A 15,160-nucleotide genomic window follows, 5' to 3' on the forward strand; every position below is an offset into this window, starting at 1 on the left:
TGGCTCGTACCGTTGATGATCGTGCGCCCCCTCCCCTTGCCGGACCCCGGCAACCCACCGCTGAGCTCTCCCGCCCGCCTCCTGCTCTGGCAGGCGGGTCAGCAGCGTGGCGTGCTGAGCCTGAGCCTGCTGACGGGCACGGTGACCATGCTGGGGTCGGCGATCGGCCCGCTGCTGCTGGGCCGCGCCATCGACGACGGGCTGGTGCACGGGTTCGGCCCGGGCCTCTTCTTCTGGTGCGGCGTGCTCGCGCTGAACGCCGCGGTCATCGTCGGCACCGGCGTGCTGGACCACACGTGGGCCGTCGAGAACTGGATCCGGTCGGCGTTCTCCTTCTCGCAGCTCGTCGGCTTCAAGGCCTCGCGGGCGGGGCACGCGATCACCAAGACGCTCCCCACCGGCGAGGTGGTGTCGGCGGTGGCCAGCGACGCCCTGCGCGTCGGCGAGGTCTACGCGCACCTCGGCCGGTTCGTCGGGTCGGTGGTCTCGTACCTGGCCGTGGCCGTGATCATGCTGGTGCTGCACCCCGTGCTCGGCCTCGTCGTGGTGCTGGGCATCCCCGCCGTCGCCGGGGTCATGGCGCTGCTCGTCCGCCCGCTGCAGTCGCGCCAGATGGCGCAGCGCGAGGCCACGGGCCGCCTCACCACGCTCGGCGCGGACACGGTCTCCGGCCTGCGCATCCTGCGCGGGATCGGGGGCGAGGAGGTCTTCGCCGGCCGGTACGTGCGCCAGTCGCAGAAGGTGCGCGCCCAGGGCGTGCGCGTCGCCGACGTCCAGTCGGTGCTCGACGGCCTGCAGTTCCTGCTCCCGGGTCTCCTTGTGGCGGTCGTCCTCTGGACCGGCGCCCGGGCCGCGGTGGCGGGCGAGATCACGTCCGGCGAGCTGGTGACGTTCTACGGGTTCACGGCCTTCCTGTCGTGGCCGGTCCAGCTGGCCACCCAGATGATGCAGCAGCTGGTCCGGGGGCAGGTCTCCGCGGGCAAGATCCTCAACGTCCTCCGGGTCGAGTCCGCCACGCCGCAGCCCGCCGAGCCCGCCACCGCGCCGCCTGACGGCGCGGAGCTGGTGGACGAGGCGAGCGGACTCGTGCTGACGCCCGGCCGGGTGGTCGGCCTCGTGAGCGCGGAGCCGGACGAGTCCGCCCGTCTCGCGACGCGGCTCGGCCGGTTCGACGACGAGCTCGAGGAGCCCACACCGGTGCGCCTCGGCGGCGTCCTGCTGCGCGACCTCGACAAGGAGCACCTGCGTCATCGGGTCGTGGTCTCCGAGGCCACGCCCACGGTGTTCTCGGGAGTCCTCGGCGAGGAGATCGACCCGCGCGGACGCCGCGTCGCGGCCGAGCTGGCCGCGGCGATGCTGGTGGCCGACGCGCACGACGTGCTGGACAGCGTCCCCGGCGGGCTCGCGGGCGAGCTGCCCGAGAAGGGGCGGTCGCTGTCCGGCGGCCAGCGCCAGCGCGTGACGCTCGCCCGTGCCCTGCTCACCGAGCCCGAGATCCTCGTGCTGGTCGAGCCGACCAGCGCTGTCGACGCCCACACGGAGGCACGCATCGCCGAGCGGGTCGTGGACGCGCGCCGCGGCCGCACCACGCTGGTCATCACGGCCAGCCCGCTCGTCCTCGACCGCCTCGAGGCCGTGCACCTGCTGGAGGACGGCCGGGTCGTGGCGACCGGCACCCACCTCGAGCTCCTGGCGCGGGACGACCTGGTGGGTGCCCGTTACCGGGCGGTCGTCGGGCGCAGCATGGCAGAGGACGACGACACCGAGCTCACGAACGAGACCGTAGGAGGTGCGCGATGACCGCGACAACGCAGACGCCGGGGGCGACCCAGGCGACGTCGGGCAAGCTGCCCATCGCGGACCGGGCGCAGGTCAACCGCGCTGTGGGCGTGCTGTTCCGGAAGCACCGCGGGTCGCTCGTGCGCGTCGCGGTGCTGCACACCGGGACGGCCGTGGCGGGCCTCGCCGGCCCGTTCCTGCTCGGCCGGATCGTCGACGAGGTGGCGGCGGGGACCACCCTCGCGACCGTCAACCGGTTCGCCCTGTTCCTCGTGGCAGCCGTGGTGGTGCAGGCCGTGGTCATGCGGTTCGCCTCGCGGTACTCCCTGGTGTTCGGCGAGATGGTGTTCGCCGACCTCCGCGAGGAGTTCATGGACGCGGTGACGCGGCTGCCGCTGTCCACGGTGGAGCGCGCCGGGACCGGCGACCTGGTGGCCCGCACCACGAACGACATCAACAAGCTGCAGAACGCGGTCCGCATGGGCGTGCCGCGCGTGCTGTGGTGCATCGTCACACTGAGCATGACGCTCGTGGCGGGGTTCCTCGCGGACCCGCTCGTGGCGCTCGGTCTGCTGGTGGGCATCCCGCTCATCGTGATCGGCGCCCGCTGGTACCTGAAGCGGGCGACGCCCGGGTACCTGCGGGAGTCCGCGGCGTACGCGGCGCTCAACGGGACCATCACGGAGTCCGTCGAGGGGTCGCGCACGGTGGACGCGCTCAACCTGGGCGCGCGGGTGCGCGGCCGTGTGAACGAAGACCTGCGTGAGGCGTTCGCCGCCGAGAAGTACACCCTCGGCCTGCGGAACCGGCTGATCCCGTCGCTCGACGCGGCCGTCTCGATCGCCCCGGTCGCCGTGCTGCTGTGGGGCGGCTGGTTGCTCGCCAACGGGCACACCTCGCTCGGCGCGGTCACCACCGTGGCGGCGTTCGCCCACCAGATGGGCGGGCCGGTCTTCGACCTCATCTTCTGGCTGGACGAGCTCCAGGTGGCGGGCGTGGCGCTGGCCCGCGTGATCGGCGTGAGCCTCGTCGAGCCTGACCGCCAGGCCGGGGACACGGGCCCCGAGGACGAGCACGTGCGCGCGCACGGCGTGCGGTACGCGTACCGCGAGGGACACGACGTGCTGCACGGCATCGACCTCGACCTGCGGGTGGGGGAGCGGCTCGCCGTCGTCGGCCCGTCGGGGGCGGGCAAGTCCACGCTGGGTCGCATGCTCGCCGGGATCCACCCGCCCACGGGCGGATCCGTCACGGTGGGCGAGGTGCCCCTCGTGGAGCTGCCGCTCGAGGACCTGCGCAAGCACGTCGCGCTCGTGACCCAGGAGCACCACGTGTTCGTGGGGTCGCTGGCCGAGAACCTGCGCCTCGCCAAGGTGGACGCCGAGGAGGAGGAGCTCTTCGGCGCGCTGCGAGCGGTCGATGCCCACGAGTGGGTCGAGGCTCTGCCCGACGGGCTCGCCACCGAGGTGGGTTCCGGCGGGCACCCGCTGACGCCCGCCCAGGCGCAGCAGGTGGCGCTCGCGCGCCTCGTGCTGCTCGACCCGCACACCCTCGTCCTCGACGAGGCGACCTCGCTGCTCGACCCGCGCGCGGCCCGGCACCTCGAGCGCTCGCTCAACGCGGTGCTGGAGGGTCGCACGGTCGTGGCCATCGCGCACCGCCTCCACACGGCGCACGACGCCGACCGGGTCGCCGTCGTGGACGGGGGCCGCATCTCGGAGATCGGCTCGCACGACGAGCTGGTCGCTGCGGGAGGGGAGTACGCCCGGCTCTGGCACAGCTGGCAGCACGAGTAGCGGCAGCACCTAGACTTGGGGGGTGACGACCCCCGCCACCATCCCTGAGATCGCCTCCCCCTCGAGCCTGCCGGCGCACCGGCCTGTCCTCGTGGTGGACTTCGGCGCCCAGTACGCCCAGCTGATCGCACGCCGCGTCCGCGAGGCCAAGGTCTACTCCGAGATCGTGCCCCACACGTTCTCGGTCGACCAGATGCTCGCCAAGGATCCCGTGGCGATCATCCTGTCGGGCGGGCCGTCGTCGGTGTACGCCACCGGCGCCCCGTTCGTGGACCCCAAGCTGTTCGAGGCCGGGGTGCCGGTGCTCGGCATCTGCTACGGCTTCCAGGCCATGGCGCAGGCGCTCGGCGGCGACGTCGCGCAGACGGGCCTGCGCGAGTACGGCGGCACGGAGGTCGAGGTGTGCGCGGCAGGTGTCCTGCTCGCGGGCACGCCCGACCACCAGACCACCTGGATGAGCCACGGCGACGCGGTGCACCGCGCGCCGGACGGCTTCGAGGTGCTCGCGACGTCGTCGGGCTCGCCGGTCGCGGCGTTCGAGGACAAGGGCCGCCGGCTCTTCGGCGTGCAGTGGCACCCGGAGGTCAAGCACTCTGCGCACGGCCAGACCGTGCTGGAGCACTTCCTGTACGAGGGCGCCGGGCTGGCCCCGGACTGGACGCCCGGCAACGTGATCGCCGAGCAGGTCGAGGCGATCCGCGCCCAGGTGGGCGACGCGCGCGTGGTCTGCGGGCTCTCGGGCGGCGTGGACTCCTCCGTGGCGGCCGCGCTGGTGCAGCGGGCGGTCGGCGACCAGCTGACCTGCGTCTTCGTGGACCATGGCCTGCTGCGTGCGGGCGAGGCCGAGCAGGTGGAGCGCGACTTCGTCGCCGCCACCGGCGTGAACCTCGTGGTGCGTGACGAGCGCGAGCGCTTCCTCCAGGCCCTCGCCGGTCACAGCGACCCCGAGACCAAGCGCAAGATCATCGGCCGCGAGTTCATCCGCGTCTTCGAGGACGCGGCCCGCGACATCGTGGCCGAGGCGGGTGCGCACGGCGAGGAGGTCAAGTTCCTCGTCCAGGGCACGCTGTACCCCGACGTGGTGGAGTCGGGCGGCGGCGAGGGCGCGGCCAACATCAAGAGCCACCACAACGTGGGCGGCCTGCCGGACGACCTGCAGTTCTCGCTGATCGAGCCGCTGCGGACGCTGTTCAAGGACGAGGTCCGCGCCGTGGGCCTCGAGCTCGGCGTCCCCGAGGCGATCGTCTGGCGTCAGCCCTTCCCGGGCCCCGGCCTGGGCATCCGGATCGTCGGTGAGGTCACGGCCGACCGCCTGGAGATCCTCCGCGCGGCCGACGCGATCGCCCGCGAGGAGCTCACGCGCGCGGGCCTCGACCGGGAGATCTGGCAGTGCCCGGTGGTGCTCCTCGGCGACGTGCGCTCCGTGGGCGTGCAGGGCGACGGCCGCACCTACGGTCACCCGATCGTGCTGCGCCCGGTCTCCTCCGAGGACGCCATGACCGCGGACTGGACGCGCCTCCCGTACGACGTGCTGTCCGTCATCTCGACCCGCATCACCAACGAGGTGCGCGAGGTCAACCGCGTGGTGCTCGACGTGACGAGCAAGCCGCCGGGCACCATCGAGTGGGAGTGACCCTCCGGGGTGCGCGCCAGACTGCTTCCAGCTACGCGTAACGAGCCGTAGGCGCGCCTGGAAGCGGTCTGGCGCGTTCACGTCCCCAGGCGGGCGAGCGTCAGGGCCGCCGCGGTGCCCGCCAGCATGTAGGGCCCGAACGGGATCACCGAGTCCCGGCGGGCCCGCCGGGCGAGCAGGAGCGCCAGGGCGACGAGGCCGCCCAGAAGGAACGGCGCGACGGCGGCCACCGACCAGGCGGTCCAGCCGTGCCACGCGGCGGCGGCGCCGAGCACGGGCGCCAGCTTGACGTCGCCGAATCCCAGGCCGCTCCGGTGCAGCCGGTGGAGCAGCCAGTACGCGGCGCCGAGCAGGGCGGCGCCCCCGGCCGCGCGGGCCAGCGCGGGCCAGTCGCCGCTGCCGGCCGCGGCGCCCAGGAGGAGCGCCGCGAAGACACCCGACGCCGGCAGGCTGATCGCGTCCGGCAGCCGGTGGGTCCGGGCGTCGATCACGCCGAGGGCCGCGCCGGCGACTGCCAGGACCACCAGGGCGGGAGTGGTCCAGCCCGGCCCGCTCGCCCACACCGCCCATGCGGCGGCGGGGACGGCAAGGAACCCGACGGCACGCCGGTGCGGCTCGAGCTCGAGGGCGGCGCGGTCGCGAAGGGTGGTCGGCACAGCGTGAGGCTAGGGCTCGATACGGGTTGGTGCGCGGTGGTGCTGTGATGCGTCGTCCGGAGATACTTCTACGGGCGCCTTGTTAGCGCTCACAGGATCCGCCACCGCCTCGCCGACGAGGAGTCGACACCCCCATGACCGAGCCCACCGCCGCCCTCTCCGCCGTGATCGACCTGGACGTCCCCGGGCCTACGATCTCCCGCCACCTCTACGGCCACTTCGCCGAGCACCTCGGCCGCTGCATCTACGGCGGCTTCTGGGTGGGCGAGGACTCGCCGATCCCGAACGAGGGCGGGATCCGGGCGGACGTCGTCGAGGCCCTCCGCGCCCTGGACATCCCGAACCTCCGGTGGCCGGGCGGCTGCTTCGCCGACGAGTACCACTGGTCCGACGGCATCGGCCCGCGTGCCGACCGCCCGCGGATGATCAACACCCACTGGGGCGACGTCGAGGAGAACAACCACTTCGGCACGCACGAGTTCATGGCGTTGTGCGAGCTGCTCGGCACCGAGCCGTACGTCTCGTCCAACGTGGGGTCGGGCTCCGTCCGCGAGGCGAGCGACTGGGTCGAGTACCTGACGCGCGACGGCGACTCCCCGATGGCCCGCCTGCGCCGGGAGAACGGCCGCGACGAGCCGTGGAAGGTGCGCTTCTGGGGCGTCGGAAACGAGCCCTGGGGCTGCGGCGGCAACCTGCGGGCCGAGCAGTTCGCCCCGCTCGCGCGCCAGTACGCCACGTACGCGCGCAACCACGGCGGCAACGAGCTGTACCGGATCGCGGCCGGCGCGTCCGACGACGACTACCAGTGGACCGCCACGCTCATGAAGGAGGTCACGTCCCGCCTGGGCGACCGTGACCCGCGCGACCTCTTCCAGGCCGTCTCGTTCCACTACTACACCTTCACGGGCGAGTGGTCCGACAAGGGCTCGGCGACGAGCTTCACGCGCGACGAGCACTGGACCGCGATGAGCCGCGCCCTGCGTGTGCGCCAGTACATCGCCGGGCACGCCGCCGTCATGGACGCCTACGACCCCACGAAGAAGATCGGCCTCGCGCTCGACGAGTGGGGCACCTGGTGGAACGTCGAGCCCGGCACCAACCCCGGGTTCCTGTACCAGCAGAACGCCATGCGGGACGCGCTCGTCGCGGCCGTCCACTTCGACGCGTTCCACGACCACGCCGACCGGCTGCGCCTGGCGAACATCGCCCAGACCGTCAACGTGCTCCAGGCCATGGTCCTGACCGACGAGGACCGGCTCGTCCTCACCCCGACCTACCACGTGTTCGAGATGAACCGCCCGCACCATGACGCCCAGGCGCTCGCCGTCCGGGTCCGCGACCGTGCCGAGCGTGAGGTGGACGGCGCGTCGATCCCGACGGTCTCCGCCTCGGCGTCCGTGAAGGACGGCCGGGTGGCCCTCTCGGTGACCAACCTCGACCCGGACGCGTCCGCACGCGTCGAGCTCGACCTCCGGGGCAGGGACGTCACGGCGGTCTCCGGCCGCGTCCTCGCGGGCGCGGACGTCGCGGACCACAACACCTTCGACGGGCCGACGACGGTTGCCCCCCGTGCGTTCGACGGCGCCACGCTCGAGGGCGGTCGCCTCGTGCTCGACGTGCCGGCGGGCGCCTTCGTGGTGCTGGACCTGGCGCTCGCGGGCTGAGCCCCAGGCGTCGGCCGGCGCGGGCGACCGCGTGATCGGTAGTTCGTCGCATGATCGGCAGTTCGAATTGCCGATCGTGCGACGAACTACCGAACGCACGAAGGGCGCGGGGGCGTCGGGCGGCGGCGGGTGGTCAGCCGCCGGACCGCGCCTGCGCCGCCCGCCGAGCCGCCAGCGCGTAGGCCGCGTCCGTCGCCGCCAGGACGTCCTTCCAGTCGGCCTCCGGCGCGACGGCGCGGTTGTGCGCGATGATCCCGTCGAGGAGGGCGGCGTCGGCGGACAGCCGCACGAGGGCGTCGGCGACCGCCGCGTCGTCGGGCGCCACGAGGCCTTGCCTGCCGTCCACGACCCGCTCCGCCACGCCCGAGCCCGCCCGGGTGACCACCGCCAGGCCCGCGGCCTGCGCCTCCAGGGCCGCGAGGCCGAAGGCCTCCTGGACCGCGGGCGCGACGAACACGTCGGCGCGTGCGTAGAGGCGCTTGAGCTCGGTGGGCGTCAGCCGGCCCGGCATCGACACGACGTGCTGGAGGCCGCGCGCGGCCACCCGGCGCCGGGCCTCGGCGAGCTCCGGCCCCTCGCCGACGAGCGTCACGAAGAGGGCGCCGTCCGGCAGGCGCGAGGCGGCGTCGGACACGGCGTCCACCAGGGGCAGCATCCGCTTGCGAGGCGCGAACCGGCCGGCCGTGACCACGTGCACCGCCGCGCCCTCGGCGCGGTCGGCGCGCTCCGTGCGGGGGACACGCCACCCGGCCAGGTCGAGCCCGTTCGGGATGACGACGACGTCGCCCCGTTCGCCCACCACGCGGCGCAGCGGCGCGGCCGTCAGCTCGCTCACGGCCGACCACACCACCGGCCAGTCCGCCCAGCGGACCATCCGGTCGAGGACGGCAAAACCCCGCTCCGCGGCGCCCCACACGCTGTGCACGGTCAGGACGGCGGGCAGACCCAATCGCGTGACGGGCCGCAGAGCGGCCTGCGCCGTGGGGGCCAGCACTCCCATGTGGAGGTGCACGACGTCGGGCGCGGCTCCCGTCGCGACCGCCTCCCGCAGGCGGCGCACCACGTGCGTGGTCGAGCGGGGATGGATCGGGTATCCGCCCGGGATGCGGGCGGCGACGCGGTGGACGGTGACGCCGCCGACCACGGCGGTGCTGATGCCGTTGGCCCCGGGCGCGGCGGGGGTGGTGGTCACGACCTCCACGTCGTGCCCGGCCGCGGCCTGCTGCCCGGCCAGTCGGCTCAGCTGCGACTCGATGCCGCCGAGGAGCGGCAGGTACGAGTCGGAGACGTGGGTGATACGCACGCGGTCATCCCATCACACGTTCCACGGGCGGTGTCCGCCGCGCGTGGATAGCGTGACGGGCATGTCCAGCATCGAGACGTACCGTCCTGTCCGTGGCGTCAAGGGCGCTGGGGCCGTCACCACCCTTGCCGGCCTGGTCCTGATCGTCGCGGGCGTCCTCGTGTGGATCCTCGTGTCGACCCAGCTGGCTGACCAGCGGATCACCGTGTCGGACGACGCGAGCATGCTCGCCGGCCAGCAGGTGAGGGGGCCGTTCACCGCCTACGCGCAGGCGGAGGTGATCGACGAGCACGCCCTTGCCGCGTCCGACGGGAAGACGTACGCCGAGCTGGGCCAGGAGGACCCGGTCCGCGAGACCGTCATGAACGCGTCGTTCCTGCGGGCCTCGCTCTTCACCTCGGTGGTCGCCTTCGGCATCTGCGCGCTGGTGATCGGCCTCGGGATCGTGTTCCTCGTGGTCGGGGGTGCGCTGAGGCGGCTCGCGACCGCCGAGGCGATCGCGAGCCGCGCTCCCTGACCCTGCGCTCTCCGGCCCGCGGCCGCTGGGCGCGGCGGGTCACGTCGGGCGGGTTACTTGCGGCGCCGAAGGCTCGTCAGGATCGAGCCGACCACGAGGGCCACCCCCGCCACGCCGAGCAGCACGATCGCCGCGATGCCGAAGTCGATCCGGAAGCCGGCGACGGTGGCGAGCAGGCCGAGCCCGAACGCCACGACCACGAAGCCCCAGACGACGGTTCCCACGCGGGTGCCGGTCGGCCGGGCGGGGACGGGCACGGCGGGGGCCGTGGCCGGCGGTACGGGGGTGCCCGGTACCGCGGGCACCGCCGGGCCTGGGTCCGCCGCACCGGACGGCCCGGTCCGCTGGTCCGCCGGACCGGCCGCCCCGGTCCGCTGGTGCTCGCGCACCGGCTCGTCGAACGCGCTCGGGACGGGTTCGTCCCGGACGTCGTCGGCCACGGGGGCGGTCTCGTCGGCGGCCGTCTCGTTCGTGGCCTTGTCGTTCGCGGCGTTGCCGGTGGTAGGCCCGGACTCCGCCTTCTCGTCGGCCGCCGACGTGTCCGCCGACCGGCCGGAGAGGGCCGCGAGTCGCTCGGTGACCGACGGGTCGGCCGGCGGCGGCACGATCTGGAGCGTCTCCGTGGGCGGCGTGACCGGCAGCTGCTCGGTGCGTTGCGGGTCCTCGCGGGCACCGTCCGGCGTCTGGTTCTCGTTCATCAGTTCTCCTCGATCACGATGTCGCCGGCGCCGACGTTGATCACCAGGTGGAGCAGGGCGCCGCCTGCGTCGTCGGCCTCCTCGGTGGAGAAGGTGGTCGTCTCTCCGATGCTGCTCACGGACCGGTCTTCACCGTCCGCGCGCCAGTGGGCGGTGCCCGCGCCGATCGCGACCTCGGCGTCGACGGCGACACCGTCGGGGATGAGGACGGTCGAGCCGCCGGCTCCCACGTCGATGGGCACGCGGACCGGGTCGTCCGCAGTGACCCCGGAGAGGTCGAGCTCGGAGAGGTCGATCACCGGGTTGCCCCACGCGATCTCGAACCCTTGCTCGGCCCGACCGACGTCCGTGACCTCGATCGTGCCCTCGGTCAGGGTCATGGCGTCGTCGAAGCTCTGGATGCGGACCGGCGCGTCCTGGACGGTCATCCCGTCGTAGTTGTTCATGTCGGCGCCCAGCGAACCCCAGCCGATGACCGCGCTGATCACCCCGACCACCGCCCAGAAGTTGAGCCCGCCGCCGGTGCGGCCGCGGAGGCCCGAGATGACGAGCCCGAGCCCGACGATGACGGTGCTGACACCGACCCATGCCCCCCAGAAGGACATCTCGGCGTTCAGCCACGGGAAGGTGATCCCCAGGCGGTCCTGGATCAGGAGCACCGCGCCGGCCAGCAGGATCAGGCCGACGACGATGCCCGTCCCGGTCTGCCGCTCACGGGGCTTCGGCGGCTCGACCGGCAGGGGAGGGTGCGGGGGGACCGGGGGGACCGGGGGGACCGGGGGGACCGGCGGGCCGGGGCGGTAGGTGACAGGCGGTGCCTGGTAGAGGGGACGCGTCGCGTCCGCCGGCGCGGAGCCGTACTCGATCGGCGGGGCAGGACGGAAGGGCGCGTCCCCGCCCAGCGCCGGTCCGGGGACGGGACCGGCGCCCGGCGTCGGGAGCGCTCCGGGGACCGGCGGGCGGCGCCTGCCGTTGTTCTGGACCACCAGGTAGATCGCGAGGGCGATGGCGCCGACCCAGAAGATCGTGCCGAGCCAGCCCATGCCGCTGTCGTCCCACCAGCTCCAGGGGCCGCCCCAGGAGAGGCCGACGAGGAAGGCGGCGACCGCTCCGAGCATGGCCACGTCGAAGTTGCCGCGCAGCGCCTGCTGCAGGTGGATGCGGCCGTCGCGGCGCTCGGGGAGGAGCGCCCACCCCAGGGCGTACAGCACCAGGCCCACGCCGGTGAGGAAGAAGCTCACCAGCAGCAGCCCGCGGACCAGGAGCGGGTCGATGCGGAACCGCTCGGCGACGCCGGCGGCCACGCCGCCGACCCACCGGTCGTCGGACCGGGAGAGGCCGCCGCGCCGGACGCGGTCGTAGAAGCCGTCCTGGCCGGGCGGCGGCGCGGGCTGGGCGCCCGCGGTTCCGGGCCCGGGCTGGGCGGGCCCCGGTCCCTGCTGGGCGCCGGGTGCGGTGCCGCCCGGTGCGGCCGGGTCGGCCTGGGGTGCCGGGCCGGCGCCCGGGCTGCCCCAGGCAGGCGCGGTGCGTCCGTCACCCGTGTGCTCGCTACGGGCCGGCTCGGGCCCTGGCTGCGGAACGTCGTCGGTGGTCATGGATTCATCCTGATCCCGGCGGGGTGCCCCGGTCATCGGGGATCCGCCCTGAGACCCACCCTGGTTCGGGGGCCGCGGGACCCTGATTTCCGGCCGATACGTCCCTCGGGGGCGCCAGAGCATGCCACGATCGGTAGGTGACCTCAACCGACCGTGAACGCCTGCCGTTCCTCCGCCCGCAGCGCGGGCGCGTGGTCGGAGGCGTGGCCGCGGGCCTCGCGGCCCACCTCGACACGCGGCCCTGGCTCGTCCGCGCGGTGCTGGTCATGCTGACCCTCGCGGGCGGCGCCGGGATCGTGGCCTACATCTTCTGGTGGGTCACCGTGCCCGCCGGGGACCCGACGGCGCCCGTGGCGCCGCCCGCCGACCGGGGCCGCCTGGCACGCCCGCTCGACACCGGGGCGGCCGGTCCGACAGCGCCCGGCTCGATCCTGTCCCGCTGGCGGCTCGCAGGTCCCGTCACCCGGCTCGCCCTGCGCGACATCCTGGTCGGCGTGGTCCTGCTCAGCGGTGCCGCGCTCCTCCTCGCCCTCCGCGCGGGCTGGGACCCGGTGTCCTCCTGGGTGCTTCCCGCGCTGATCGCGCTCGGCGGTGTGGCGCTCGCCTGGAGCCAGCTCGACGCCGCGCAGAAGGGTCAGTGGCTCGGCCGACCCGGTGACGGAGTGGGCCTGCGCAGCCGGGCCGGGGTGCTCCGGCTCGCCGGCGGCGTGGTCCTCGTGATGCTCGGCGTCCTCCTGCTCGTGGGGCAGGGGGTGCCGATCACCACCATGATGCGGGCCACCACCGCCTCGCTCGCGGTCCTCGCCGGCGTCGCCCTGGTGCTCGCGCCCTGGTGGCTGCGGCTCATGCGCGAGCTCGGCGACGAGCGTGCGGCCCGCGCCCGCGAGGCCGAGCGGGCCGACATCGCCGCCCACCTGCACGACTCCGTGCTCCAGACGCTCGCCCTGATCCGGGCGCGCGCGAGCGACCCCGACACCGTGTCGCGCATGGCCCGCGCCCAGGAGCGCGAGCTCCGGGAGTGGCTCTACGACGACCGGCACGAGCCCGGCACCTCCCTCGCCTCCGAGCTGCGCACCCTGGTGGGCGCCGTCGAGGACACCGCGCCGCGCGGCGAGACGCCGAGCGCGACGCCGGTCACCGTCGACACCGTCGTGGTGGGCGACTGCGTCCCCACCGAGGACACGGCCGCCCTGCTGCAGGCCACCCGCGAGGCGCTCGTCAACGCCGTGACGCACGGCCGCCCGCCGGTGTCCGTCTACCTCGAGATCACCGACGCGGCCGCCGAGGTCTTCGTCCGCGACCGCGGAGACGGCTTCGACCTCGACACCGTCGCGTCCGACCGGTTCGGGGTCCGCGAGTCGATCCTGGGCCGCGTCCGCCGCCGCGGCGGCACCGCCGAGGTGGCCAGCCGCCCCGGCTGGGGCACGGAGGTGCGGCTCAAGATGCCACGCACCGAGCGCTACGCCCCACCACCGGCGACGCCGCCCCCTGCTCCCACGACCACCACCACGGAAGGCGCGCTGACATGACGACCCAGGCTCCGGCGTCGGGCACCACGGGCGAAGCCGTACCCGTGGTGCTCGTGGACGACCACCATCTCTTCCGGACCGGCGTCCGGGCGAGCCTCGACGGGCGCGTCGCCGTCGTGGGCGAGGCCGCCGACGTGGACCAGGCGGTCGCGGTGGTGCACCAGCTCCAGCCGCCCGTGGTGCTGCTGGACGTGCACCTGCCCGGCGGGAACGGCGGCGGCGGTGCCGAGGTGGTGCAGCGGTGCGCAGACCTCCGCGACCACGTGAAGTTCCTCGCCCTGTCCGTCTCCGACGCCGCCGAGGACGTCGTCGCGGTCATCCGCGCGGGCGCTCGCGGCTACGTCACGAAGAACATCTCCGGGCCTGAGCTGTCGGCGGCGGTGGTGCAGGTGGCCGGCGGCGACGCGGTGTTCTCGCCGCGCCTCGCGGGCTTCGTCCTCGACGCGTTCGGCACGGGCGCGGGCGACGTGGCCGTGGCCGACGACGAGCTCGACCGCCTCTCCCGGCGCGAGCAGGAGGTCATGCGGCTCATCGCGCGCGGGTACTCGTACCGGGAGGTCGCGTCGGAGCTGTTCATCTCGATCAAGACGGTCGAGAGCCACGTGTCGGCGGTGCTGCGGAAGCTGCAGCTGTCGTCGCGGCACGAGCTGACGCGCTGGGCGGCGGCGCGGCGGCTGCTCTGACGCCCCCCGCGCCGGTGCCGGGTGATCAGGCCGTCGCGGTCCAGTGGGGCGACAGGCGGACCACGTCGCCCACCACGATGATCGCCGGCGGGCGCACGCCCGCGGCCTCGGCGAGGGCGGCGATCGTGCCGAGGGTCCCGACCGTGACCCGCTGGCGCGGCCCGTAGCCGTCCTCGATCACGGCGACGGGCGTCCCGGCGGGCCGCTCGTCCGTGACGAGCGTGGCCGCCGCCTCCGCGAGCCGCGACACGCCCATGAGCAGCACCAGGGTGTGGTCCGGTCCGCCCGGGACGGACCCCGTGTCCTCGTGCCCGGTGAGCACGCTGAACCCGCGCGCCACCCCGCGGTGCGTCACGGGGATCCCGGCCGCCGCGGGCACCGACACCGCCGACGTCACGCCCGGCACCACCTCGACCTCGATCCCGTGCGCACGGCACGCGGCGAGCTCCTCGCCGCCCCGGCCCAGCACGTAGGGGTCGCCACCCTTGAGCCGCACCACGTCGCGCCCGGCCAGCGCGTGCTCGACGAGCAGGGCGTTGATCTCGTCCTGCGGCACCGGGTGGTTCCCGCTGGTCTTGCCGACGTCGATCACGAGGACGTCGTCGGCCAGCTCCTCCAGCAGCATGCGGGGCCCGAGGCGGTCGGCCACCACGACGTCGGCCTGTGCCAGCAGGACGCGGCCACGGGCGGTGATCAGGCCCGGCGCGCCCGGCCCGCCGCCCACCAGCGCCACGCGCCCGGCCCGGGAGCCTGTGGCGCGGACGCGGCGGAGCGGGAGCGCACCTGTCTGCAGCTCGGCAGCCACGGCGTCCCGGACGGCCACGGCGCGTCGCGGGTCGCGCCCGGCGCTCACCGCGACGGTGACCTCGTCGCCGCCCGACCCGACCCGCCCGACGGCGGGGACCCACCCCGTGCCGAGCGTCGCGTCGCCGGCGGTGACGCAGAACGTGCGTGCCGCCTCCGCGTCGGCCGCCACGCGGGCGTCGACGGCGGGGTCCCCCGTCGCGGTGTGTACCAGCCAGACCCCGTCGACGTCGCCGGTGCGGTACTCGCGCAGGACGAGCTCGACGGTGGCGCCGCCCGTGCCCGGGCCGCCCGCACCCGCTGCCAGCGACGCCAGCTCCTCGCACGCCTCGGGCGCCACCACCCGCACGACGGCCCCCGCTTCGACCAGGCCGCGGGCGCGGCGGGCCGCGACGGGCCCGCCGCCCACGACCAGCACGCGGCGGCCGGAGAGCCGGAGCCCCAGCGGGTAGAGGTCGCTCATGAGTTCCTCGGGTCGGTGGTCAGCGATGGTGGAGTGAGAG

12 protein-coding genes are annotated in these 15,160 nt (G+C 74.5%); 7 read left to right on the forward strand and 5 right to left on the reverse strand.

The window, feature by feature from the left end:
- Positions 1-15: 15 nt before the first annotated feature.
- The 3 genes from D1350_RS03190 to guaA are packed head-to-tail and all read left to right on the forward strand — an operon-like array spanning position 16 to position 5,208.
- Entirely contained in the window at positions 16-1,800 is a 1,785-nt protein-coding gene (locus tag D1350_RS03190; RefSeq protein WP_125773714.1) for an ABC transporter ATP-binding protein, read from the forward strand.
- Complete coding sequence (locus D1350_RS03195) at positions 1,797-3,575, forward strand: ABC transporter ATP-binding protein (protein ID WP_125773716.1); 1,779 nt, start codon at positions 1,797-1,799, stop codon at positions 3,573-3,575. Before D1350_RS03190 ends, D1350_RS03195 begins: the two co-directional genes overlap by 4 nt.
- Positions 3,576-3,597: 22 nt before the next feature.
- Positions 3,598-5,208: a glutamine-hydrolyzing GMP synthase gene (gene guaA, locus D1350_RS03200; protein ID WP_420807793.1), complete on the forward strand. Its 1,611-nt coding sequence runs from the start codon at positions 3,598-3,600 to the stop codon at positions 5,206-5,208.
- 77 nt (positions 5,209-5,285) lie between these two features.
- On the opposite strand, the gene D1350_RS03205 is transcribed toward guaA, so the two are convergent.
- Positions 5,286-5,864 (reverse strand): prepilin peptidase, encoded by a 579-nt coding sequence (locus D1350_RS03205; protein WP_125773718.1) that lies wholly within the window; start codon positions 5,862-5,864, stop codon positions 5,286-5,288.
- A gap of 134 nt (positions 5,865-5,998) precedes the next feature.
- Here D1350_RS03205 and D1350_RS03210 point away from each other — a divergent pair, with 134 nt between their 5' ends.
- On the forward strand, positions 5,999-7,528 hold the full coding sequence (locus D1350_RS03210; protein ID WP_125773720.1) for an alpha-N-arabinofuranosidase: 1,530 nt from the start codon (positions 5,999-6,001) through the stop codon (positions 7,526-7,528).
- A gap of 133 nt (positions 7,529-7,661) precedes the next feature.
- On the opposite strand, the gene D1350_RS03215 is transcribed toward D1350_RS03210, so the two are convergent.
- Positions 7,662-8,831 carry a glycosyltransferase family 4 protein gene (locus D1350_RS03215; protein WP_125773722.1) on the reverse strand — a complete coding sequence of 390 codons (1,170 nt, stop codon included), beginning with the start codon at positions 8,829-8,831 and terminating at the stop codon, positions 7,662-7,664.
- Between the two features lie 61 nt (positions 8,832-8,892).
- Between D1350_RS03215 and D1350_RS03220 the strand changes: the two genes are divergently transcribed.
- Positions 8,893-9,348 carry an aromatic ring-opening dioxygenase LigA gene (locus tag D1350_RS03220; RefSeq protein WP_125773723.1) on the forward strand — a complete coding sequence of 152 codons (456 nt, stop codon included), beginning with the start codon at positions 8,893-8,895 and terminating at the stop codon, positions 9,346-9,348.
- Between the two features lie 53 nt (positions 9,349-9,401).
- Here D1350_RS03220 and D1350_RS24280 read toward each other — a convergent pair whose 3' ends face one another.
- Positions 9,402-10,046, reverse strand: coding sequence for a hypothetical protein (locus D1350_RS24280; RefSeq protein ID WP_125773725.1), 645 nt, complete (start codon positions 10,044-10,046; stop codon positions 9,402-9,404).
- Complete coding sequence (locus D1350_RS03230) at positions 10,046-11,641, reverse strand: PspC domain-containing protein (protein WP_164545001.1); 1,596 nt, start codon at positions 11,639-11,641, stop codon at positions 10,046-10,048. The genes D1350_RS24280 and D1350_RS03230 overlap by 1 nt, the downstream gene beginning before the upstream one ends.
- 137 nt (positions 11,642-11,778) lie before the next feature.
- Here D1350_RS03230 and D1350_RS03235 point away from each other — a divergent pair, with 137 nt between their 5' ends.
- Together D1350_RS03235 and D1350_RS03240 are read left to right on the forward strand one after the other, a co-directional pair.
- Complete coding sequence (locus D1350_RS03235; RefSeq protein ID WP_125773729.1) at positions 11,779-13,170, forward strand: ATP-binding protein; 1,392 nt, start codon at positions 11,779-11,781, stop codon at positions 13,168-13,170.
- Positions 13,167-13,853 (forward strand): response regulator, encoded by a 687-nt coding sequence (locus D1350_RS03240; protein WP_125773731.1) that lies wholly within the window; start codon positions 13,167-13,169, stop codon positions 13,851-13,853. The genes D1350_RS03235 and D1350_RS03240 overlap by 4 nt, the downstream gene beginning before the upstream one ends.
- Before the next feature lie 25 nt (positions 13,854-13,878).
- Here the strand turns inward: D1350_RS03240 and cobA are convergent, their stop codons facing one another.
- Positions 13,879-15,120 (reverse strand): uroporphyrinogen-III C-methyltransferase, encoded by a 1,242-nt coding sequence (gene cobA / locus D1350_RS03245; RefSeq protein ID WP_125773733.1) that lies wholly within the window; start codon positions 15,118-15,120, stop codon positions 13,879-13,881.
- Between the last annotated feature and the right edge of the window lie 40 nt (positions 15,121-15,160).

Origin of the sequence: Antribacter gilvus (genome assembly GCF_003946865.1) — a bacterium.
Lineage (GTDB): Bacteria > Actinomycetota > Actinomycetes > Actinomycetales > Cellulomonadaceae > Antribacter > Antribacter gilvus.

What these genes read in the sequence shown, in the direction of transcription:
- D1350_RS24280 (WP_125773725.1), bottom strand. Translation starts at nt 10,046, where the DNA reads ATGAACGAGAACCAGACGCCGGACGGTGCCCGCGAGGACCCGCAACGC.
- D1350_RS03210 (WP_125773720.1), top strand. Translation starts at nt 5,999, where the DNA reads ATGACCGAGCCCACCGCCGCCCTCTCCGCCGTGATCGACCTGGACGTC.
- D1350_RS03240 (WP_125773731.1), top strand. Translation starts at nt 13,167, where the DNA reads ATGACGACCCAGGCTCCGGCGTCGGGCACCACGGGCGAAGCCGTACCC.
- D1350_RS03230 (WP_164545001.1), bottom strand. Translation starts at nt 11,641, where the DNA reads ATGACCACCGACGACGTTCCGCAGCCAGGGCCCGAGCCGGCCCGTAGC.
- D1350_RS03190 (WP_125773714.1), top strand. Translation starts at nt 16, where the DNA reads ATGATCGTGCGCCCCCTCCCCTTGCCGGACCCCGGCAACCCACCGCTG.
- D1350_RS03220 (WP_125773723.1), top strand. Translation starts at nt 8,893, where the DNA reads ATGTCCAGCATCGAGACGTACCGTCCTGTCCGTGGCGTCAAGGGCGCT.
- D1350_RS03195 (WP_125773716.1), top strand. Translation starts at nt 1,797, where the DNA reads ATGACCGCGACAACGCAGACGCCGGGGGCGACCCAGGCGACGTCGGGC.
- cobA (WP_125773733.1), bottom strand. Translation starts at nt 15,120, where the DNA reads ATGAGCGACCTCTACCCGCTGGGGCTCCGGCTCTCCGGCCGCCGCGTG.